This window comes from Maritimibacter sp. DP1N21-5, from assembly GCF_019218295.1.
GTDB lineage: Bacteria > Pseudomonadota > Alphaproteobacteria > Rhodobacterales > Rhodobacteraceae > Maritimibacter.
In genome coordinates, this window is the sequence record NZ_JAHUZF010000003.1 from 111,868 (window position 1) to 130,661 (window position 18,794).

Here is an 18,794-nt window from a genome sequence, read left to right on the forward strand (position 1 = left end):
GTTTTCGCCAGTCGGCCAAAGCGGTCGGCAGGCCTGCTTCGCGACGTCGAAGAGGTCCTGCGCCGCACACAGAGCCGGTCATTGGGACAGGACAGGACATTAGGACATGAGCATGCGGCGTTGGCCACGTACGGACATCGGCACGGTGGTCCTGCATTGGCTGGTTGTCGGCGCCATCGGCGTCCTGACCTGGACAGGCCTTAGGTTTGCCGCCGACGATGTTCATAGCGAATGGCTGCGTGACTTCGACCGGCAACTCGCGTCGGAGGATCTCTGGGTCTGGCACATCTATGGGGGATATGTCCTGACCTTCGCTGTCGCCGCCTATGCGGTCTACATGATCCGGGCGCGGCTGGGTGCACGCATTCGCCTCGACGCCGCGCGACTACAGGGTCTCTTCGGCACCGCGAAACAGCGTTGGAGCTGTATCAACGTCCTCCTTTGCTGGGGCCTCTTCGCGTCCGTGGCGGGCGTCTGTGTGACAGGCTGGCTCGCCTATCACGATGCCGGGGCGCCGGTCCTGCTGGTCCATCGGTGGTGCACCTGGGCGATCCTCGGCTTTCCCCTGCTGCATGTCTTCGCCCTGATCCGGATGGGTGGGGCGACGCAGATCGTGCGGATCTTCCGTCCGAAGCGAACGGAGGTTCCGGAAGAGGACATCGACCTTGCCGATCTGGTCGCCGACCTGCTCGCCCAAAAGCAGGACAAGACCCGAACGCTCGACCGCACGCATTGACCGAAGAGGCGATCATGGCTTCCAGAAAAGCACATCCACTCGTCACCGCCGCAGTTGGCGGGACCATGGCCTGCCTCGGGCTCATCGCACTTGACTGGGTGACGAGCCCGCGTCTCGTGGTGTCGACGATCAACGCGGTCGATGCCCCGATGCTCGACGGTGACATCTCGGACCGGGTCTGGGCGGATGCGACCCCGGTAACGGTCCTGACCCGGCATGGCGGGGATTTCGGCGGCAGCGGCGAAAGCCGGATCGTCGTGCGCGCGGTGCGCGACGACCAGAACGTCTATTTCGCCTTGCAATGGGAAGACCCGACCCGGTCGCTCAAACACCTGCCCCTGGTCAAGGCCAATGGCGGTTGGCACGGGCTGGAAACCGATACGGACAGGGCGAGCGAAGAACGGTTCTTCGATGACAGGATCGCCGTGATGCTCGCGTCTCCGGGAATGCCTCTGATCGGCGGTGCAATTCATCTGGGCGAGCGGCCGCTGCCCGATGGCCCGCCTTCGACGACAGGCCGGGGTCTTCATTTCACCGATCCCGGAACCTGGGTGGATCTGTGGCAATGGCACGCTGCCGTGGGGGCTGTGAGCGACCGGGTCGAGGATGGATTCGTCGGAGAACCCTTGCCGCCGACAGAAGCCCAGATGGCCGGCGAGGAGCGCTATCCCGGCGGGCTTGGCATCGACGACCCGGAAGCGCCCGTCCTGATGTCGAACATCGACCCGCGCTTTTCCGGTGAAGGCGACAGTCTTGAGCCCCGCGTTCTGCCGCGCCTTGCGAGCCTGAACCTTGGCGACGTCGAACCCGACGCACAGTTCAGCGACGAGAGGAACGGCATCCGAAGCTGGGCGCTCCGCGCGTCGTTCGCGGTGCCGCACACGGAAGCGGTCGACGATACGCTCCCGGACGGAACCGTCATTCCCGGCGTCTTCGTCGACGACAGCGTGGCCCCCGGTGCCCATGATGTCACCGCCCGCGGTGCCTGGGCGGGGGGGCACTGGATCCTCGAAATGAAACGCAGCCTCGATGCCGGACCGATGGATCTCGAAATTTCGGACGGCCTCATGTTGTGGTTTGCCGTCTTCGACCACGCCCAGACCAGACACACCTATCACCTTCGTCCGCTCATCATGGAGATGCCCTGACATGCCCAAGACTTTCAACGTGACCGTCAGCGATCAGAGTTTCACGATCAAGGCGGGGGACCGGTTGCTCGATGCAGCCCTGCAGAGCGGCGTGGACCTGCCGCATGATTGCCGGTCCGGACAATGTGGGACCTGCACGGTCGAACGGGTGCGGGGCATCACGCTTGGGGGTGAGGCGGGCAGCGGCAGCATCCTTGCCTGTCAGGCGCGGGTGTTTTCGAACCTCGAAGTTCAGGTGCCCAACGCCCCGAAGACGGTCGAACGCAATGCGGTCGTCGAAGAAATACGGGATCTTGCCGAAGGGGTGGTCGAAGTCGTCATTCAGCCCCGCCAGCCGATCGACTGGCTGCCCGGCCAATACATGAAGTTGCAGTTTCGCGGCTATCCCGCCCGCTGCTTCAGCCCCACTGCGACCCTTGGCGGCGGCGCATTCGATGGCAAGCTGAGGTTCCATATCAAGCGTGTTCGGGGTGGGCTGGTCACACCCAGACTCGGCACCGAGATTGTCGCCGGGGCGCGGTTGAAACTGGTGGGACCTTTGGGGCACGCCTTCCTGCGCGATCACGAGGCCGGACGGCTCGTTCTGGCCGGGAGCGGCACAGGCTTCGCGCCGATCTGGGCCATCGCGTCGGCTGCACATCACGCGTCGCCAGAGCGTGAGATCCTGCTGGTCTGCGGCGCGAAGGACGCCAAGTCGCTTTACATGGGCGAGGCCCTGTTGACGGCGTCGCGGCGAAAACGCACCTCGGTCAAGATCGCCTTCGAACGCAACACGCCCCCCATTCCTGGTGTGGGAACCGGCACGCCCGCCGATTTCCTGGGCCAGTTGTCGTCTTCGGATGTGGTCTACGCCGCCGGAGGTCCGCGCATGGTGGAGCGCGCAAGGGACCTGGCCGAGGACGCCGGGGCGCGCTTCTACGCCGATCCCTTCCTTCCCTCGCCCCGGTCGGACCCTTCGAGCGCATTCGGACTCGTGTCGCGCGTGTTCAGCGCAGCCAGATAGACTGTCGGTGAGGCGATCCGGGCCGGCCCGAGGCCCGCCCGGCACGCCATCTGCCATCAGTCTGTTACAAAAAATTCACTGTCATCTCTTAATTATTTCTTATATTCGTGAATTATGGAAAAAGAAGCCCAAACACTGCTCTCACCGCTCGCCGATCAGCTTGCCACGCTCGGCCATTCCCAGCGGCTCGCGCTGTTTCGCCTCATGGTGCGCCGTTACCCCGATCAGGTGCCGGCGGGCGAGCTTGGCGCTTCCTTGGGCGTGAAGCCGAGCACCCTGTCCTCTTACCTGGCCTCGCTGCAAAGGGCGGGGCTGATCACGCAGACGCGGCACGGAACCTCGCTTCTCTATACCGCCGAACTCGATGCCGTGCGTCGCATGTTCGACGGGCTGCTTGGCGATTGTTGCGCAAACAGGCCCGACCTTTGTTTTCCCATGCCTCAAGGAGCGATGACCGTGGCGAACCGGCACTACAATGTCCTCTTCATCTGCACCGGGAACTCGGCGCGCTCCATCTTTGCCGAGACGCTGCTGCGCGATCTGGGCGGGGAACGCTTCATCGCCTACAGCGCCGGAACGACGCCGCACTCGGAGCTGAACCCCTTTGCGGTTAAGGTCCTCAAGGACAAGGGACATGACGTGAGCCCCTTGTACTCGAAAAACGTGGCAGAGTTCACCGGCCCCGATGCGCCGCAACTCGATTTCGTCTTCACCGTCTGCAACACGGCCGCGAACGAGGTCTGCCCGCCATGGGAAGGACAGCCCGTCAGCGGCCATTGGGGCATGCCGGACCCGGTCAAGGCCACCGGGACGGACGCGGAAAAGGCGCTGGCCTTCCAGCAGGCCTACGGCGCGCTGCGGCGGCGGATCGAAGCCTTCGTGGCCCTGCCGGTCGAAAGCCTCGACCGGATCGCGCTTCAGACTGCGATCGACGATATCGCGAAAAACCACAAGGACTTCGCATGACGACTTATGCCCTGAACGGGCTTGGCCGGATCGGCAAGCTCGCCCTGAAACCGCTGCTTGAACGCGGGGCCGAGATCGCCTGGATCAACGATGCGGTGGGAGACCCGGAGATGCACGCGCATCTGCTCGAGTTCGACACGGTTCATGGTCGTTGGTCCGCGGATTTTTCCCATGACAGGGATAGCGTGACGGTGAACGGAAAGCGCCTCCCCTTCATCGGGACGCGCAGGATCGAGGATCTGCCACTCGCGGGCGTGGACGTCGTCATCGACTGCACGGGCGTGTTCAAATCCGAAGCCGCGCTCGCGCCTTATTTCGCGGCGGGGGTCAAGAAGGTGGTGGTCTCGGCACCGGTCAAGGACGGACCGACCGCCAATATCGTCTATGGCGTGAACGAGGCGACCTATGACGTCGACCTGCATGACATCGTGACCGCCGCGTCCTGCACCACCAACTGCCTCGCGCCGGTGGTCAAGGTCGTACACGAAAACCTCGGCATCCGGCACGGGTCAATCACGACGATCCATGACGTGACCAATACGCAGACCATCGTGGACCGGCCCGCCAAGGACCTGCGGCGCGCGCGCTCGGCGCTCAATTCGCTCATTCCGACCACGACGGGGAGCGCGACGGCGATCACTCTCATCTATCCCGAACTCAAGGGCCGGCTGAACGGTCATGCCGTCCGGGTGCCACTCCTGAACGCCTCGCTCACCGATTGCGTTTTCGAGGTCGAGAGGGCGACGACCGCGGAAGAGGTGAACGGCTTCTTCAAGGCGGCGGCCGAAGGCGAATTGCGCGGCATTCTGGGATATGAGACGCGCCCGCTCGTGTCCACGGATTACACCAACGACACAAGGTCGGGGATCGTCGATGCGCCCTCCACGATGGTCGTCAACGGCACGCAGGTGAAGGTCTATGCCTGGTATGACAACGAAGTCGGCTATGCCAACCGGCTCGTCGATGTGGCGCTCATGGTAGGGGCAAGCCTGTGAGCCAGGCCGAAACCCGGCCCGAGGGCATGTCGGCCTATGTCGCGGTGACGGCGGCTTATTGGGCCTTCATGCTGACGGACGGGGCCCTGCGCATGCTGGTGCTTCTCCATTTTCACACGCTCGGGTTCTCGCCCGTCGCGCTTGCCTATCTCTTCGTGCTTTACGAAATCGCGGGCATGGTGACCAACCTCACCGCTGGCTGGATTGCCGCGCGCTTCGGACTGACCTCGACGCTCTATGCCGGGCTCGGGCTACAGGTCGTGGCGTTGCTCGCGCTGACCCAACTCGATCCGGCCTGGACCATCGGCGCATCGGTCGCTTTCGTGATGTGCGTGCAAGGGGCCAGCGGCGTGGCCAAGGATCTGGCCAAGATGTCGTCCAAGTCGGCGGTGAAGCTGCTCGCGCCCACACAGGACGGCGGACTTTTCCGCTGGGTGGCCGTGCTGACCGGGTCGAAGAACGCGATCAAGGGGTTCGGCTTTCTGCTGGGTGCGGCGCTTCTTGCGACGGTCGGCTTCACGGGGTCGATCCTCGCCATGGCGGCCGTGCTGACCGTCATCCTCGTGGCGGTCGCGGTTTTCATGCCTCAGGGGCTGCCCCGTGGCCGTAAAGGCGCGAAATTCACTGAGGTCTTCTCGAAGTCGGCCAATGTGAACTGGCTTTCTGCGGCCCGGGTGTTCCTTTTCGGAGCGCGCGACGTCTGGTTCGTCGTCGGCATCCCGATCTACTTCTACGCAGTCCTGTCGGACGGGACCACAGAGGGCAATCGCACGGCCTTCTTCCTGATCGGCGGCTTCATGGCGGTCTGGATCATCCTCTACGGGGCGGTGCAGGCTGCTGCCCCGCGCATTCTTGGCGCGGCCCGCCGGCCGGAGAGCGACCTTGTCCAAGCGGCGCGGCGCTGGGCCGTGGCGCTGTTCTTCGTGCCCGTCGCTTTGGCTCTTGCGCTCTTCTTCGCTGGCGGGCCGCAATCCTGGATGACCGCCACGCTGGTGGTCGGATTGCTCGTCTTCGGCGTGATCTTCGCGGTGAACTCGTCGCTCCATTCCTATCTCATCCTAGCCTTCACACAGTCCGAGCGGGTGACGATGGATGTCGGGTTCTACTACATGGCCAATGCGGGCGGGCGGCTTCTTGGGACGGTGCTGTCGGGTCTGACCTATCAGATCGGCGGGCTTTCCTTGGTCATGGCGACCGCGGCCTTCATGGTCGCGCTGGCGGCGCTGACGTCGACCCGGCTCCGCGCCTAGTGCACCTCAGGGTGGGGGCGCCTGCGAAAAGGCGTCGCGCCAGCGGGCGAAGAACTGTTGCTCGGTGCTCTTGTCCAGCGCCACGAGGAGCGGAGGAGCCAGCGGGATCGAGCGGCGAGCCGACGGGATCAGCCCCTGGTCCACCGGATCGCCCGCCTGGATCAAGCCGGCTGCGGCCAGGATCGCCTGCCCCTGATCGGAGAGCAGAAAGTCCAGAAATCGCTCGGCGGCCTCCGGGTTCGCGGCGCGGCGCGGGATCATGTAGGCCCGCGAGAGGAAGAGCGTATAGTCCTCTGGCAAGACGATCCCCACATTCGCGGGCGCGGCATTCGTCACGTAGGACCCGAGCACGTTATAGGCGATGAGATATTCGCCGCGTGACACGCCGTCGATGATCTCGGCGGAGCAACAGGTGGCGATGGCATCCGACCGCGCGAGACCTTCGAGGAGCGAACCGAAGGTCGTGGCCTCCAGGCTGTCTGCATAGGCGAAGAGATAGCCCAGTCCCGAGTCCTCGATGTCGTAGGTCGCGATCCGACCTTGCAGGAGCGCGGGGCGCTGTCGCATGAGGTCGAGCAGGGCGAAGCGCGACAGGGGCACCTCGTCGCCCGAGATCCGGTCGGTGTTGTAGATGATGACGGCAGGTTCCTGCGTCAGGCCCCAGACTTCGTTGCGCCAGCGCCGTGTATCAGGGAGCGCGTTTGTCAGGGACGAGGAATAGGGGCGGGCGCAGGCCCGGTTGACCAAGGCGACAACCAGATGCGCCGCCGAGGACCAGACCGCATCGGCGGCCTGGGCGTTTCCGTCACAGGCGCGTTCGGCTTCCTCGAACAGCGGGATCGAGCCCCATTGTTCGTAGGTCACCGCGAGGTCGGGGTTCGCGTCGGCGAAAGCATCGAGCGCGGGCTGGATGATGTCGATATCCGTTGTCGAACGTACGACGAAGGGGGTCGGTCCATCCCCGACGGTGGTGACCGCTTCCTGAGCGGCGAGCGGCCCCGTCGCGACAAGGACGGCGAGGACCGCAGGGATCAGGCGGGACATCATCATGGGTCCTCCACGAGCGGCAGGGACAACGTCACGCGAAAGGCGTTGCCGTCATGATGGGTCGAGAGGGAGCCGTCGAAGGCCTGCGCCACGGCAGTGACGATGGATAGGCCAAGTCCCACGCTATCTTCCCGGGAAGCGGCGCTGCGCTGGAACCGCTTGCCGAGATCGGCCGAGAGCGCGGCAGGCATGCCCTTGCCGTGGTCCTCGATCCAGAGCCGGGCCAGCCCGTCCTGACTGTCGACCCCGAGACGCACGGGGGGTGCGCCATGTTTGAGCGCATTGGTGAGGAGGTTCTTGCCCGCCTGCACCAGCGAGAACTCGACCGCCGCGACCATGACCGGACTTTCCCCCAGAACGAGGTCAATCTCCCCACCCTGCGACAACGTTTCGTGGTCGCGCGTTTCGATGATGTCGAGCGCGATCTGGCGCAGATCGAAGACCTCGCGCGCCACCGAGTCGGTCCGATGAATGACCAGCGCGCGCGACAGCATCTGGTCGAGAAGTGTGCCGAGCGACCGAGTGCGTTTCGCAAGCCGTTCGAGAAGGCGTTCGCGCTCGGCGGCATCGGTCGTTTCAATGGCGGTTTCGGCCTGTGCCCGGATCGCGGCGACGGGCGTGCGCAGCTGGTGCGCCGTATCGGAGATGAGGGACTGCATCGCGGTGAACTGGCGGTCGAGGCGCCCCATGAAACGGTTCATCGCCAAGAGAATCCCGGTGATTTCGCGTGGCACCTTGGCGGTATCGACCGGGGTCAGGTCATAGGGATCGCGGCGCAGCATGTCGTCGGTGATGCGGTTCAGCGGACGGACCGCGCCGCGCACCACGAAGATCGAAATGAGGACGAGCGCGATCCCGCCCGCCGCCATGGGCACCAGCGCATTGAGCATGAGGTCGGTCGCAAGCGCCCGGCGCGCGATCATGGTCTGGCCGACGGTGATTTGAACGGTGCCCGAGAAATCGCGCTCGGCGAAGCGGCGCGGAACCTCCACGAAGCGCGCGCTTTCGCCCTGAAGCACGCCGTCGAAGAAGAAGGCGCCCGCCGCGCGGGGACGGTCTGGCGGGGCGACTTCGTTCTCTCCGGTAACTAGGGTGCCCCCGGGATCGCGCACGGCATAGGCGATCCGGTCGTCGGGGGCCTGTGCGAGCAACTCGAAGGCCGAAGTGGGCAGGTTCACGACAACGGCGCCCTCGACGATGCGGATCGATTCCGCGATGTCGTTCGCCGCGCCCAGCAAGAGCCGGTCGTAAGCCTCCCACGATGCGCGGCGACCGTTGAACCACGTCGACAGGGCAAGGACCACCGCGCCCACGATCAGGATCAGGACGACCCCGGTCAGAAGCCTCGCCAGAAGGCTGGGCGCCGGGCGAAGGCTGCGTGGATCAGCCATCCTGCAAGATCCGGTATCCGAAGCCGCGCTGCGTTTCGATGGACACCCCGCTGGCCGCCAGTTTCTTTCGCAGCCGCGCAATATAAAGCTCGACGGCATTGAGGCCCACATCGGCATCGTCGAAGGCGAAGAGCCCGTCGTAGAGACGTTCCTTGGACAGGAACTGCTCCGGGTAACGCATCAGGAGCTCAAGGAGCGCGGCCTCGCGTCGGGTCAGGGTCAGCCTGTCGTCACCCAGTGTCGCGGTGCGCTCCGCAGGCCAGTAGGCAAGGGGGCCAAGCCGGATCACGTCGCTTTTCTGGATCGCCTCGCGCCGGACCAGGGCGCGCAGCCTGGCCTCCAGCTCGCGCTGGTCGAAGGGTTTGACGAGGTAGTCATCGGCCCCGATGTCGAGCGCGTCGACCCGATCGTCCACCGTCCCGAGCGCGGTGAGCATGAGCACGGGCGTCCGGTCGCCCGCCTCCCGAAGACCGCGCAGGAGCGTCGTGCCGGTTCCGTCCGGGAGGTTGATGTCGAGAACGAGCGCGTCATAGCGCTGCACCGAGAGGTGGTCGCGCGCGTCCGACACGGTCCCGGCGATGTCGCAGACGATGCCCACGCGGGCGAAACGGGCGGCGACCGTTTCGGCAAGGTCCGTCGCGTCTTCCACCATCAATACGCGCATGTCGGGGTATCCGTTGGGGCCTTGGGTGGCGATTTCAAGGGGGCGGCCCTCTGGGCTTGGGGCACATGACAGGTTTGTGACAGCTTCACGCGGTATTTCCCTCCTAACCCGTCCGGAGGATTGCTGCAAAGACTGGCGGCATGGGCGGGGACTGGTGTGAGCGGCATGGAGGCCGCTCGTTCACAAAGTGGAGGACATAAATGACTTTCGTGACCCGCATCGCGCTGGCTGCCGCATTTGTCGGCGCTTCGGCTTTCACCGTTTCCGCACAGGGCTTCTCGCCCGAAAACCCCGAGTGCATTGCGCCCGCCAACCCCGGCGGCGGCTGGGACTTCACCTGCCGTCAGGTCGGCAAATCGCTGCAGGACCTCGGCCTGATCGACAAGACCATGCAGGTCGTGAACCTTGCCGGCGGTGGTGGCGGCGTCGCCTATGCCGAGGTGGTGAACAAGCGCAACGATTCGAACGATCTCATCGTGGCGGCCTCGTCCGCGACTGCGACCCGTCTCGCCCAAGGGGCGTTCCCGGGCAACACCATGAACCAGGTGCGCTGGCTCGCGTCGGTCGGTGCCGACTACGGCGTGGTCGCCGTGGCCGCTGACAGCGACATCGCGACGCTCCCCGAGCTTCTGGACATGATCAAGGCCGACCCGACCAGCGTGTCGGTCGCCGGCGGTTCGGCCGTGGGTGGCTGGGATCACCTCAAGGTTCTGATCGCGGCCAATGCCCATGGCATCGAAGATGTCCGCTCGGTCAAATACATCGCCTTCGATGGCGGCGGCGAGGCTGTGACCCAGCTTCTGGCCGGGTCTGTGCAGGCCTTTACCGGCGATATCTCGGAAGCCAAGGGTTTCGTCGACTCGGGCGACATCAAGGTGCTGGCCGTGCTCGCGCCAGAACGGCTTGAAGGCGAGTTCTCCGAGATGCCGACCGCCCGCGAACAGGGCGTTGATGCGCTCGGCGCGAACTGGCGTGGCTTCTATGCGCCCGGCGGCATGTCCGACGAGGCCTATGACGCCTGGGTCGCGAAGATCGGCGAGCTCTACGCCTCGCCCGAATGGAAAGAGATCATGGCCGTGAACGGGATCGCCCCGCTCGACCTTCAGGGCGCCGAGTTCGAGGCCTTCGTCGCCGACTCCGTCCAGCAGATCCAGGACATCTCCCGCGAAATCGGGATCATCAAATAACGCGCCACTCGCGTAACTTCGGGGGCCGGCCAATTAGGGTCGGCCTCCGACCCCCACGGGTATTCACCAAGACCAAGCCGTAAAGGAGGTCGCCATGAGCGATCGGATTTTCGGCGTCGTCGGGCTCCTGCTTGCCATCGGTTTCGCGCTTACGGCGCTCAGCATCGAGGAAAGCTTCCTGTCGGACGCTGTCGGCCCCAAGGCCTTCCCTCTCATTATCGCCGTCATCCTCGGGCTGTCGAGCCTCGTAATCGCCCTGCGCCCCGATCCGGAGCCGCATTGGCCCGCCTTCGGGCGGCTGGCCGAGATTGCCGGCGCCGTCGTCGTGATGCTGCTCTATGCCGAGCTACTCCCGGTCGTCGGCTTCGTCATCGCCACCGCTTTCGCCGCCGCCTACCTTGGATGGCGGCTCGGCTCCGGCCCGTTGGGTGCTGTCCTGACGGGCGTCGGAACCTCTCTCGGCATCTATGTCATTTTCCACCTCGTGCTGGGTCTGTCGCTCGCGCGCGGTCCGCTCGGGTTCTGAGGAGGCGCGCATGGACATTTTCGCAAACCTCGGCGACGGCTTCGCCATCGCTTTCACCTGGAACAACCTGTGGCTCGCGCTTCTGGGATGTTTCCTCGGCACCATCATGGGCGCGCTGCCGGGCCTTGGCCCGTCGAACGGCGTGGCAATCCTTATTCCGCTCGCCTTCACGCTCGGACTTGGTGCGACCCCCGCGCTGATCCTGCTGACATCTGTCTACTATGGCGCAATGTATGGCGGGCGTATCTCGTCCATCCTTCTGGGCATCCCCGGAGACGAGCCAGCCATGATGACGGTGCTCGACGGGCATCCGATGGCGAAAAAGGGCATGGCCGGCGAGGCGCTTTCGCTGTCCGGCATCGCCTCTTTCGTCGGGGCCTTCATTGCGACCTGGGGCCTGATCCTGCTCGCCCCGCAACTCGTGAAAATCGCGCTTCTGTTCGGCCCTGCCGAATACTTCGCGCTCTTCGCCCTGGCCTTCATGACGCTTGGCGGTGTCTCATCGACGAACCAGGCGAAATCGGCCTTTGCCGCCGCGCTGGGCCTTGGCCTCGCCATGATCGGCGTGGACACCCAGACCGGCGTGCCGCGCTTCACCTTCGGAGAGGTCCACCTTTACGATGGTCTGGATTTCCTCGTCGCTATCGTCGGCCTCTTCGCGCTCTCGGAAGTGTTCATCTTCCTCGAAACGCGCCACGGCGCCTCCGATGCCCAAGGGCAGAAGCTCAATATCGGTCGTCTGACCCCGCCGATGTCGATGATCAAGCAGACCACCCCAACGATGCTGCGCACGTCGGTGCTTGGTTTCATCGCGGGCGTGCTGCCGGGGGCGGGCGCGTCGCTCGGCTCCTTCATCAGCTATTCCTTCGAGAAGCGGCTGGTGGACAAAGAGGGCACCTTCGGAAAGGGCGATCCCCGGGGCGTCGCGGCGCCCGAGGCGGGCAACAACGCCGCCGCCGGGGGTGCTCTGGTGCCGATGCTCGCGCTGGGCGTGCCGGGGTCGGGGACCACTGCCGTGCTTCTCGCGGTGCTCCTGTCGCTCAACATCACGCCGGGGCCGCTCCTCTTCACCCAGAACCCGGACGTGGTCTGGGGCCTGATCGCGGCGCTCTTCATCGCGAACTTCATGCTGCTCGCGCTGAACATCCCGATGGTGGGGCTCTTCACCCGCATCCTGCTGATCCCGCCGCGCGTCCTCATGCCCATCGTGGCCATGGTGAGCTTCGTCGGCATCTACGGCATCTCGGGCTCGTCCTTCGACCTGCTCGTGATGATCGGCTTCGGTGTCATGGGCTGGGTGCTGCGCAAGTTCGACGTGCCTCTGGTGCCGATCATCCTCGGCACGCTCCTGGGCAACGCGATGGAGAACAACCTGCGTCGTGCCATCACCATCGACAATGGCAACTGGTGGACGCTGATCGACAGCCCGCTGACCATCGTGCTCTGGTCGATCGCGATCGTCGGGTTCATCCTGCCGATCATCGTGGGCCGCCGGGTCAAGGCGAAGATGCAGCGCCGGGACGAAGAAGGCGCGATCCGGGACTGATCCTTGTGATCTTGTCGAAAGAAAGGGAGCGGCGTGCGAGCGCCGCTCTTTTTCGTTCAACTGCAGATACGCGCCTTGGCGGATTCGTATTCCGCCTCCAGTCTGTCAACGACTGTGGCGGTGGGCAGCACCTCACGGATCGGCCCGATGCCTTGACCCGCGCCCCAGATGTCGCGCCAGGCTTTCGACTTCTCGCCTGCCGCGACAGAGGAAATCGCCCCCTTCTCCCCGCCCAAGGCTGTCGGGTCGAGGCCCGCGTTCACAATGGAGGGGATCAGGTAGTTCCCGTTCACTCCGGTGAAATGGTCGGAGTAGAGGATGTCTTCCGCCCCGCAGTCGCAGATCATCTGCTTGTAGCCCGGCTGGGCGTTCGCTTCCTCGGTCGCGATAAACAGGGACCCGGCATAGCCGCCGTCTGCCCCCATCGCGCGCGCCGCGAGGACCGCGTCGCCCTTGGCGATCGCGCCGGACAGAAACACGGGCCCATCGAACCAGTCGCGGATTTCCTGAACCAGCGCGAAGGGGGATTGCACCCCCGCATGACCCCCGGCCCCGGCGGCCACCGCGATCAGCCCGTCTGCACCTTTTTCGATGGCCTTCTTCGCGAAGCGGTTGTTGATCACGTCGTGCAGCACCACGGCGCCGACCGAATGCGCCGCCTCGTTGATCTCCGGCCGGGCGCCGAGAGAGGTGATCCAGAGCGGCACGCGGTGCTTCACTAGGATGTCGATGTCGCGCTGAAGCCTTGCGTTGGTGCCATGCGCGATGAGGTTCACGCCAAAGGGCGCGGCGGGACGTTCCGGATGGGCCGCGTCATGGGCGGAAAGCTCGGATTTGATCCGTTCGATCCAGGCTTCGAGCAGGATCGGTTCGCCCTCCTTCTCCCGCGCGTTGAGCGCCGGGAAAGTGCCGACGATCCCCGCCTTGCACTGGGCGATGACGAGTTCCGGGCCGGACAGGATGAACATCGGCGCCCCGACGAGCGGAAGGCGGAGATTGTCGAAAAGGGCGGGCAGGGTCATAGGTTACTTCCCCTTGAAGGTCGGTTTGCGTTTCTCGATGAAGGCCTGGACCGCTTCGCGCGCATCCTCGCTCTCGGTCAGGTCGGTCTGTTCCCGTGCCTCGGCGCTGATCGACGCTTCGTAGCTCATGCCATCCATCTGCCGCAGAAGCCGCTTGGCAGCAGAGGCGGCCAGCGGCGCGCTGGCGGCGATGCGGTGAGCGAGCGCCGTGGTATCCTCGGCCAGCGTCTCCGGCGCATGGGCCGAATTGGCAAGGCCGAGCGCCACCGCCTCCGCCGCCGGGATCTTGCGCCCTTCCAGGATGGCCTGCATCGCGCGCTTGTAGCCAAGCCCCCGGTGCAGAAGCCAGGTGTTGCCGCCGTCCGGCACCAGACCGATCGCGGCGAAGGCCATGTAGATCGTCGCATCCTCGGCCATCGTCATCAGGTCGCAGTTCATCGCAACCGCCGCACCGATCCCGGCTGCCGAGCCATGCACCTGCGCGATCCAGATCTTGGGAGAGTTCGAGATCGCCGCCAGAATGGGCCTGTATTCCTGTTCGAGGAGCAGCGAGATCGGGCTCACCAGCCCCTCTTTCAGATCGGTGCCCGCCGAGAACCCGCGCCCGTTGCCGGCCAGGATGACCACGCGCACATCCTTGGCCTTATGGATGCGCGAAATCGCCTCCTTGAACCCGTCGCGGAGCGCCTTGTCCATGGCATTGAAGGCATCGGGCCGATTGAGCGTCACACGCGCAATCGTGCCGTCGATCTCGCACAGGAGCGGGTCTGTCATGTCATGTCCCCTCAGGTCAGCACGCCATCCTCGCGCATGTGCGCAAGCGTGTCTTGGTCGTAGCCCAGTTCAGCCAGAACGGCGTCGGTATCGCCACCCGGGGCGGGCGGTGACGTGACGTCGCCGGGGGGCGAGCGGGAAAAACGCGGGGCGGGGGCGGCTTGCGTTACGCCGCCCGGCGCGAGGAAGGTTCCGCGTGCCGCCATATGCGGGTGATGCGGTGCTTCGGACCATGTAAGTACCGGGGTCGCGCAGGCGTCGGAGCCGTCGAAGATCGCCGCCCATTCGTTGCGCGTTTTGCTGGCGAAGACGGTGGCGTATGCTGCACGCCGCTCGGGCCAGGATTTCTGGTCCATCTGGGTCGCGAGATGCTCTTCCGGCAGTCCGGCGAGCCGCACGAGTTCGGCAAAGAACTGCGGCTCCAGAGGTCCGACGGCGAAGAACTTGCCGTCCTTGCATTCGTAGGTCCGGTAGAACGGCGCGCCGCCGTCCAGCAGGTTGGTCTCGCGCGTTTCGCCCCATTGGCCGCGGGCGATGAAGGTATGGATCAGTCCCATCAATGCCGACGCCCCGTCGACCATCGCGGCATCCACCACCTGACCCTTGCCCGAGGTCTGGCGCTCGTAGAGCGCGGCCATGATCCCGAAGATCAGGAACATCGTGCCGCCGCCGTAGTCCGCCCCGATGTTGAGCGGCGGCGGCGGGCTGTCGTCGGCCCGTCCGATGGCGTGAAGAAACCCGGTCAGGCCAAGGTAATTGATGTCGTGCCCGGCGGTCATGGCCAGCGGCCCGTCCTGCCCCCAGCCGGTCATCCGCGCAAAGATCAGTCCGGGGCTGTCCGGGAAATCCCCCGGCCCCAGCCCCATCCGCTCCATCACGCCGGGCCGGAAGCCCTCGATCAGCACATCGGCCTTCGCGGTCAGCCGCTTGACCGCCTCGACCCCTTCCGGCGTCTTGAGGTTGATCGCGATGGACCGCTTGCCCCGGTTGTTGATGTCGGTCGGGTCCGCTGGCCCGCTCTTGCGCGTGACCAGTGTGACCTCGGCCCCCAGATCGGCGAGGAGTTGCCCGGCCAGTGGCGCAGGGCCGAGGCCCTGCATCTCCACGATCTTCAGACCCGCGAGGGGCCCGCTCTTCTTCGCGCTCATGCCGCCTTCACCGCCGGTTCGCGCAGCCGGTCATACATGCGGTCGGGCACCGCAAAGCGTTCGCCATAAAGCTCGGCCAGCTCTTTCGCCCGCGCCGCAAAGGCATCGACGCCCTCGCCCCGAATGAACTGGATCGCGCCGCCAGTATGGGCCGGGAAGCCGATGGCGAAGATGCCACCGAGGTTCGCTTCGACCTCGGTGTTGAGCACGCCTTCATCCAGACAACGCAGCGTCTCGATCGCCTGACGGTAAAGAATCCGGTCCACCGCGTCCTGCAAAGGCATCTCCTCGTTGCCCTTGGCGAACTGACCGAGCCCCGCCCAGAGCGTCCGGTTGCCCTCGCTGTCGTAGTCGTAGAACCCGCCGCCATACTGCCGTCCTCCGCGACCCATCTCGATCATCGGATCCGTCACGGCGACGGTCGCCGTGTTATGCGCGCCGAAATGGCTTTCCACCCCTAGCCGTTTGTCGAGCGACTCATGCGTCTTGCGTACCTTCTGGCCGAGGATCAGCGACACCTCGTCGAAGACCTGAAGCGGTCCGACCGGCATGCCCGCGAGCCACGCGGCGCGTTCGATGGCCGAGGGTTTCATGCCGTCGACCAGCAACTGGCAGCCCTCGTCCATGAAAGTCCCGAAGACGCGGCTGGTGAAGAACCCGCGCGAGTCGTTCACGACGATGGGCATGTAGCCGATCTGCTGGACGTAATCGTAGGCCTTGCGGAGCGTATCCTGCGAGGTCTTTTCACCCATGATGATCTCAACCACCTTCATCTTGTCGACGGGGCTAAAGAAATGCAGGCCGATGAAACGGCTCGGATCGGGGCAGCTTTCGGCGAGGATCGAGATCGGCAGGGTCGAGGTGTTGGACCCATAAATACCATCCTCCGACAGCATCGGCCAGGTGTCCGCGATGACCTTGTCCTTGAGGTCGATGTCCTCGAAGACCGCCTCGATGATGATGTCCAGCGTCCCGGGATCCGCATTCGCGGTCGTCGGCGTGATCTGGTCGAGCAAGGCCGCCTTCGCGGCCTCGTCCATCCGTCCGCGTGACAGTGCCTTGTCGCAGAGCTTTTCCGAATAGGCTTTGCCCTTGTCCGCGTTCGCCTGATCGGTGTCCTTCAACCGCGTCGCGAGGTCGCGCTTGGCATGGGCATAGGCGATGCCCGACCCCATCATGCCCGCGCCCAGAACGGCGGCATTCCTTGCCTTCCAGGCAGGACCTTCGGGGCGCACCTTGCCCGATTTGATTGCCTGCATCCCGAAGAAGAAGGTGCTGATCGCGGCCTTCGATTCCTTCGACGCCATGAGCCCGATGAACCGCCGCGTCTCCATCCGAAGCGCGGCATCGAAGTTCATCCGCATGGAGTTGACCGCCACATCCAGGATCTTCTCGGGTGCAGGCAGCAGACCGCGGGTCTTCTTGGTGAGCATGGCGGAAGAGGCCACGATCATCTGGCGCACTTTCGGATGGAGCGCGTCGCCGCCGGGATAGCGGAAGCCCTTCTGGTCCCAAGGCTGCGTGTGACTGTCGGGGTTCGCCTTGATCCACGCCTTTGCGGCGGGCACCAGCTCGTCCCGCGTCGCAACGATCTCGTCGACCATCCCGACCTTCAGCGCCTCCTGCGGTGCGGCCTGTTTGCCTTCCAGCAGATAGCCGAGCGCGGTTTCCAGCCCGAGCTTGGCGGTCAGTCGCACGACGCCGCCGGCACCGGGCAGAAGCCCCAGCGTCACTTCGGGCAGGCCGACGACGGCTTTGCGGTCGTCCACCACGATTCTGTGGTTGCAGGCCAGGCAGAGCTCATAGCCCCCACCCAGCGCCGCGCCGTTGATCGCCGCCACAACGGGCACCGGCAGTTTCTCCAGCCGCCGGTAAGTAGCCTTGTTCGCCTCGATGAAGTCGAAGGTCTCCTGCGTGACCTCGGTCGTCGCCAGAATGTCGTGCAGGTCGCCGCCGGCAAAGAACGTGGACTTGGCGCTGGCAAAGACCACGCCGGTCAGCCTCTCTTCGGCCACGAGCCGATCACAGACCGCGCGCATCCCCGGCTCGAAGCGGGCATTCATCGTGTTGGCGCCCTGACCCTGCATGTCCATCGTCACCGTGACGATGCCGTCCGCGTCTTTCTCGTAGATGAAATCTTCCATGGTTTTCTCCCTCAGGCCTTGGCCTCAGACCCGTTCGATGATCGAGGCGATGCCCATGCCGCCACCGACGCACATGCAGATGAGCGCGCGCTTCAGGTTTCGGCGCTCCAGTTCGTCGAGCATCGTCGAGACGAGGCAACCGCCCGTGGCACCCAGCGGATGACCCATGGCAATCGCGCCGCCCACGACGTTCAGCTTCTCGGCCGGAACGTCCAGATCGCGTTGCAGCCGCAGCGCGACCGACGCGAAGGCTTCGTTGATCTCGACAAGGTCGATGTCGTCCATGGTCATCCCTGCCTTGGCCAGCGCCTTTTTCGACGCGGGGCCGGGGCCGGTGAGCATGATGGTCGGCTCGGTTGCCGTCAGCGCGATGGACACGACACGACCCCGCGGGTCGAGCCCCATATCCTTGCCCGCCTGTTCGTTCCCCACCATGACGAGGCTCGCCCCATCCACGATGCCCGAAGAGTTCCCCGGCGTATGGACATGGTTGATGCGTTCGACCTCGGGATATTTGGCGAGCGCCACGGCATCGAAACCGAATGCACCAGGACCGGCGAAGGACGCCTTCAAAGAACCCAGTTTCTGCATGTCGGTGTCGGGCTTGATGAAGTCGTCGCGCTCCAGAATGATCAGCCCGTTCTCATCGCGCACCGGCACCACGGAACGGTCGAACCAACCGGAATCCCGCGCATGGGCGGCTCGCTTCTGACTTTCGAGCGCGAAGGCGTCCACGTCATCGCGGCTCCAGCCTTCGATCGTGGCGATCAGGTCGGCGCCGATGCCTTGCGGCACGAAACCGGTGTCGAGCGCGGTTTCCGGATCCTCGGCAAAAGGTCCGCCGTCCGCCCCCATGGGCACGCGGGACATCGACTCGAACCCGCCCGCACAGACGAGGTCCTCCCAGCCGGAGGCGACTTTGGCGGCAGCGGTGTTGAAGGTGTCGAGACCCGAGGCGCAGAACCGGTTCACTTGCGCGCCGGGCACGGTTTCGTCCCAGCCGGCTTTCTGAAGCGCGATCTTCGGCAGCACCGCGCCCTGTTCCATCACCGGGGCCACGCAACCCAGCATCACGTCGTCCACGCGGGACGTGTCGAGGTCGTGGCGGCTCTGCATTTCTTCGAGCAGCGTCGTGACAAGTGTGATCGGCTTCACTTCATGCAAAGACCCGTCCGCCTTGCCCTTGGAGCGCGGCGTGCGGATCGCGTCATAGATATAGGCTGCTTCAGCCATGGGCTTTCCTCCTC

Annotated in this window: 17 protein-coding genes; 9 read left to right on the top strand and 8 right to left on the bottom strand. The window is 65.0% G+C overall.

The genetic code is table 11. From position 1 onward, the window contains the following. Positions 1-106 precede the first annotated feature (106 nt). The 6 genes from KJP29_RS02270 (at position 107) to arsJ (ending at position 6,098) form a co-directional block, all read left to right on the top strand. Positions 107-736, top strand: coding sequence for a cytochrome b/b6 domain-containing protein (locus tag KJP29_RS02270; RefSeq protein WP_218461929.1), 630 nt, complete (start codon positions 107-109; stop codon positions 734-736). 14 nt (positions 737-750) lie between these two features. After that, entirely contained in the window at positions 751-1,884 is a 1,134-nt protein-coding gene (locus KJP29_RS02275) for an ethylbenzene dehydrogenase-related protein (RefSeq protein WP_218461930.1), read from the top strand. Position 1,885: 1 nt separating this feature from the next. After that, positions 1,886-2,887: a 2Fe-2S iron-sulfur cluster binding domain-containing protein gene (locus KJP29_RS02280; protein ID WP_218461931.1), complete on the top strand. Its 1,002-nt coding sequence runs from the start codon at positions 1,886-1,888 to the stop codon at positions 2,885-2,887. 114 nt (positions 2,888-3,001) lie between these two features. Further along, positions 3,002-3,853 (top strand): helix-turn-helix domain-containing protein, encoded by an 852-nt coding sequence (locus KJP29_RS02285; protein ID WP_218461932.1) that lies wholly within the window; start codon positions 3,002-3,004, stop codon positions 3,851-3,853. Then, entirely contained in the window at positions 3,850-4,848 is a 999-nt protein-coding gene (locus KJP29_RS02290; RefSeq protein ID WP_218461933.1) for an ArsJ-associated glyceraldehyde-3-phosphate dehydrogenase, read from the top strand. Before KJP29_RS02285 ends, KJP29_RS02290 begins: the two co-directional genes overlap by 4 nt. 26 nt (positions 4,849-4,874) lie before the next feature. Continuing rightward, complete coding sequence (gene arsJ / locus KJP29_RS02295; RefSeq protein WP_218462345.1) at positions 4,875-6,098, top strand: organoarsenical effux MFS transporter ArsJ; 1,224 nt, start codon at positions 4,875-4,877, stop codon at positions 6,096-6,098. Positions 6,099-6,104: 6 nt separating this feature from the next. Here the strand turns inward: arsJ and KJP29_RS02300 are convergent, their stop codons facing one another. The 3 genes from KJP29_RS02300 to KJP29_RS02310 are packed head-to-tail and all read right to left on the bottom strand — an operon-like array spanning position 6,105 to position 9,200. Next, entirely contained in the window at positions 6,105-7,148 is a 1,044-nt protein-coding gene (locus KJP29_RS02300) for an ABC transporter substrate-binding protein (RefSeq protein WP_370630757.1), read from the bottom strand. Continuing rightward, positions 7,145-8,536, bottom strand: a complete 1,392-nt coding sequence (locus KJP29_RS02305; protein WP_218461934.1) for a sensor histidine kinase — start codon at positions 8,534-8,536, stop codon at positions 7,145-7,147. The genes KJP29_RS02300 and KJP29_RS02305 overlap by 4 nt, the downstream gene beginning before the upstream one ends. After that, positions 8,529-9,200 carry a response regulator transcription factor gene (locus KJP29_RS02310; RefSeq protein WP_218461935.1) on the bottom strand — a complete coding sequence of 224 codons (672 nt, stop codon included), beginning with the start codon at positions 9,198-9,200 and terminating at the stop codon, positions 8,529-8,531. The genes KJP29_RS02305 and KJP29_RS02310 overlap by 8 nt, the downstream gene beginning before the upstream one ends. Positions 9,201-9,400: 200 nt before the next feature. Here KJP29_RS02310 and KJP29_RS02315 point away from each other — a divergent pair, with 200 nt between their 5' ends. The 3 genes from KJP29_RS02315 to KJP29_RS02325 all read left to right on the top strand — a co-directional run bounded on the left by KJP29_RS02315 (position 9,401) and on the right by KJP29_RS02325 (position 12,459). Beyond that, positions 9,401-10,387 (top strand): tripartite tricarboxylate transporter substrate binding protein, encoded by a 987-nt coding sequence (locus KJP29_RS02315; RefSeq protein WP_218461936.1) that lies wholly within the window; start codon positions 9,401-9,403, stop codon positions 10,385-10,387. A gap of 94 nt (positions 10,388-10,481) precedes the next feature. After that, complete coding sequence (locus tag KJP29_RS02320; protein WP_218461937.1) at positions 10,482-10,913, top strand: tripartite tricarboxylate transporter TctB family protein; 432 nt, start codon at positions 10,482-10,484, stop codon at positions 10,911-10,913. A gap of 10 nt (positions 10,914-10,923) precedes the next feature. After that, on the top strand, positions 10,924-12,459 hold the full coding sequence (locus KJP29_RS02325) for a tripartite tricarboxylate transporter permease (RefSeq protein ID WP_218461938.1): 1,536 nt from the start codon (positions 10,924-10,926) through the stop codon (positions 12,457-12,459). A gap of 56 nt (positions 12,460-12,515) precedes the next feature. Here KJP29_RS02325 and KJP29_RS02330 read toward each other — a convergent pair whose 3' ends face one another. Genes KJP29_RS02330 through KJP29_RS02350 form a run of 5 tightly spaced genes read right to left on the bottom strand, consistent with a single transcriptional unit; the run spans position 12,516 to position 18,780 of the window. Next, positions 12,516-13,481, bottom strand: coding sequence for a nitronate monooxygenase family protein (locus KJP29_RS02330; protein ID WP_218461939.1), 966 nt, complete (start codon positions 13,479-13,481; stop codon positions 12,516-12,518). Positions 13,482-13,484: 3 nt separating this feature from the next. Then, positions 13,485-14,255 carry an enoyl-CoA hydratase/isomerase family protein gene (locus tag KJP29_RS02335; RefSeq protein ID WP_218461940.1) on the bottom strand — a complete coding sequence of 257 codons (771 nt, stop codon included), beginning with the start codon at positions 14,253-14,255 and terminating at the stop codon, positions 13,485-13,487. A gap of 11 nt (positions 14,256-14,266) precedes the next feature. Next, positions 14,267-15,403 carry a CaiB/BaiF CoA-transferase family protein gene (locus tag KJP29_RS02340; protein WP_218461941.1) on the bottom strand — a complete coding sequence of 379 codons (1,137 nt, stop codon included), beginning with the start codon at positions 15,401-15,403 and terminating at the stop codon, positions 14,267-14,269. Further along, the gene (locus KJP29_RS02345; protein WP_255553401.1) at positions 15,400-17,547 is read right to left on the bottom strand and encodes a 3-hydroxyacyl-CoA dehydrogenase NAD-binding domain-containing protein; all 2,148 of its coding nucleotides are present in this window, start codon (positions 17,545-17,547) and stop codon (positions 15,400-15,402) included. The genes KJP29_RS02340 and KJP29_RS02345 overlap by 4 nt, the downstream gene beginning before the upstream one ends. 24 nt (positions 17,548-17,571) lie before the next feature. Beyond that, positions 17,572-18,780: an acetyl-CoA C-acetyltransferase gene (locus KJP29_RS02350; RefSeq protein WP_218461942.1), complete on the bottom strand. Its 1,209-nt coding sequence runs from the start codon at positions 18,778-18,780 to the stop codon at positions 17,572-17,574. Positions 18,781-18,794 lie beyond the last annotated feature (14 nt).

Coding starts and splice junctions, on each gene's coding strand:
- KJP29_RS02270 (WP_218461929.1), top strand. CDS start 107: ATGAGCATGCGGCGTTGGCCACGTACGGACATCGGCACGGTGGTCCTG.
- KJP29_RS02275 (WP_218461930.1), top strand. CDS start 751: ATGGCTTCCAGAAAAGCACATCCACTCGTCACCGCCGCAGTTGGCGGG.
- KJP29_RS02280 (WP_218461931.1), top strand. CDS start 1,886: ATGCCCAAGACTTTCAACGTGACCGTCAGCGATCAGAGTTTCACGATC.
- KJP29_RS02285 (WP_218461932.1), top strand. CDS start 3,002: ATGGAAAAAGAAGCCCAAACACTGCTCTCACCGCTCGCCGATCAGCTT.
- KJP29_RS02290 (WP_218461933.1), top strand. CDS start 3,850: ATGACGACTTATGCCCTGAACGGGCTTGGCCGGATCGGCAAGCTCGCC.
- arsJ (WP_218462345.1), top strand. CDS start 4,875: ATGTCGGCCTATGTCGCGGTGACGGCGGCTTATTGGGCCTTCATGCTG.
- KJP29_RS02300 (WP_370630757.1), bottom strand. CDS start 7,148: ATGATGATGTCCCGCCTGATCCCTGCGGTCCTCGCCGTCCTTGTCGCG.
- KJP29_RS02305 (WP_218461934.1), bottom strand. CDS start 8,536: ATGGCTGATCCACGCAGCCTTCGCCCGGCGCCCAGCCTTCTGGCGAGG.
- KJP29_RS02310 (WP_218461935.1), bottom strand. CDS start 9,200: ATGCGCGTATTGATGGTGGAAGACGCGACGGACCTTGCCGAAACGGTC.
- KJP29_RS02315 (WP_218461936.1), top strand. CDS start 9,401: ATGACTTTCGTGACCCGCATCGCGCTGGCTGCCGCATTTGTCGGCGCT.
- KJP29_RS02320 (WP_218461937.1), top strand. CDS start 10,482: ATGAGCGATCGGATTTTCGGCGTCGTCGGGCTCCTGCTTGCCATCGGT.
- KJP29_RS02325 (WP_218461938.1), top strand. CDS start 10,924: ATGGACATTTTCGCAAACCTCGGCGACGGCTTCGCCATCGCTTTCACC.
- KJP29_RS02330 (WP_218461939.1), bottom strand. CDS start 13,481: ATGACCCTGCCCGCCCTTTTCGACAATCTCCGCCTTCCGCTCGTCGGG.
- KJP29_RS02335 (WP_218461940.1), bottom strand. CDS start 14,255: ATGACAGACCCGCTCCTGTGCGAGATCGACGGCACGATTGCGCGTGTG.
- KJP29_RS02340 (WP_218461941.1), bottom strand. CDS start 15,403: ATGAGCGCGAAGAAGAGCGGGCCCCTCGCGGGTCTGAAGATCGTGGAG.
- KJP29_RS02345 (WP_255553401.1), bottom strand. CDS start 17,547: ATGGAAGATTTCATCTACGAGAAAGACGCGGACGGCATCGTCACGGTG.
- KJP29_RS02350 (WP_218461942.1), bottom strand. CDS start 18,780: ATGGCTGAAGCAGCCTATATCTATGACGCGATCCGCACGCCGCGCTCC.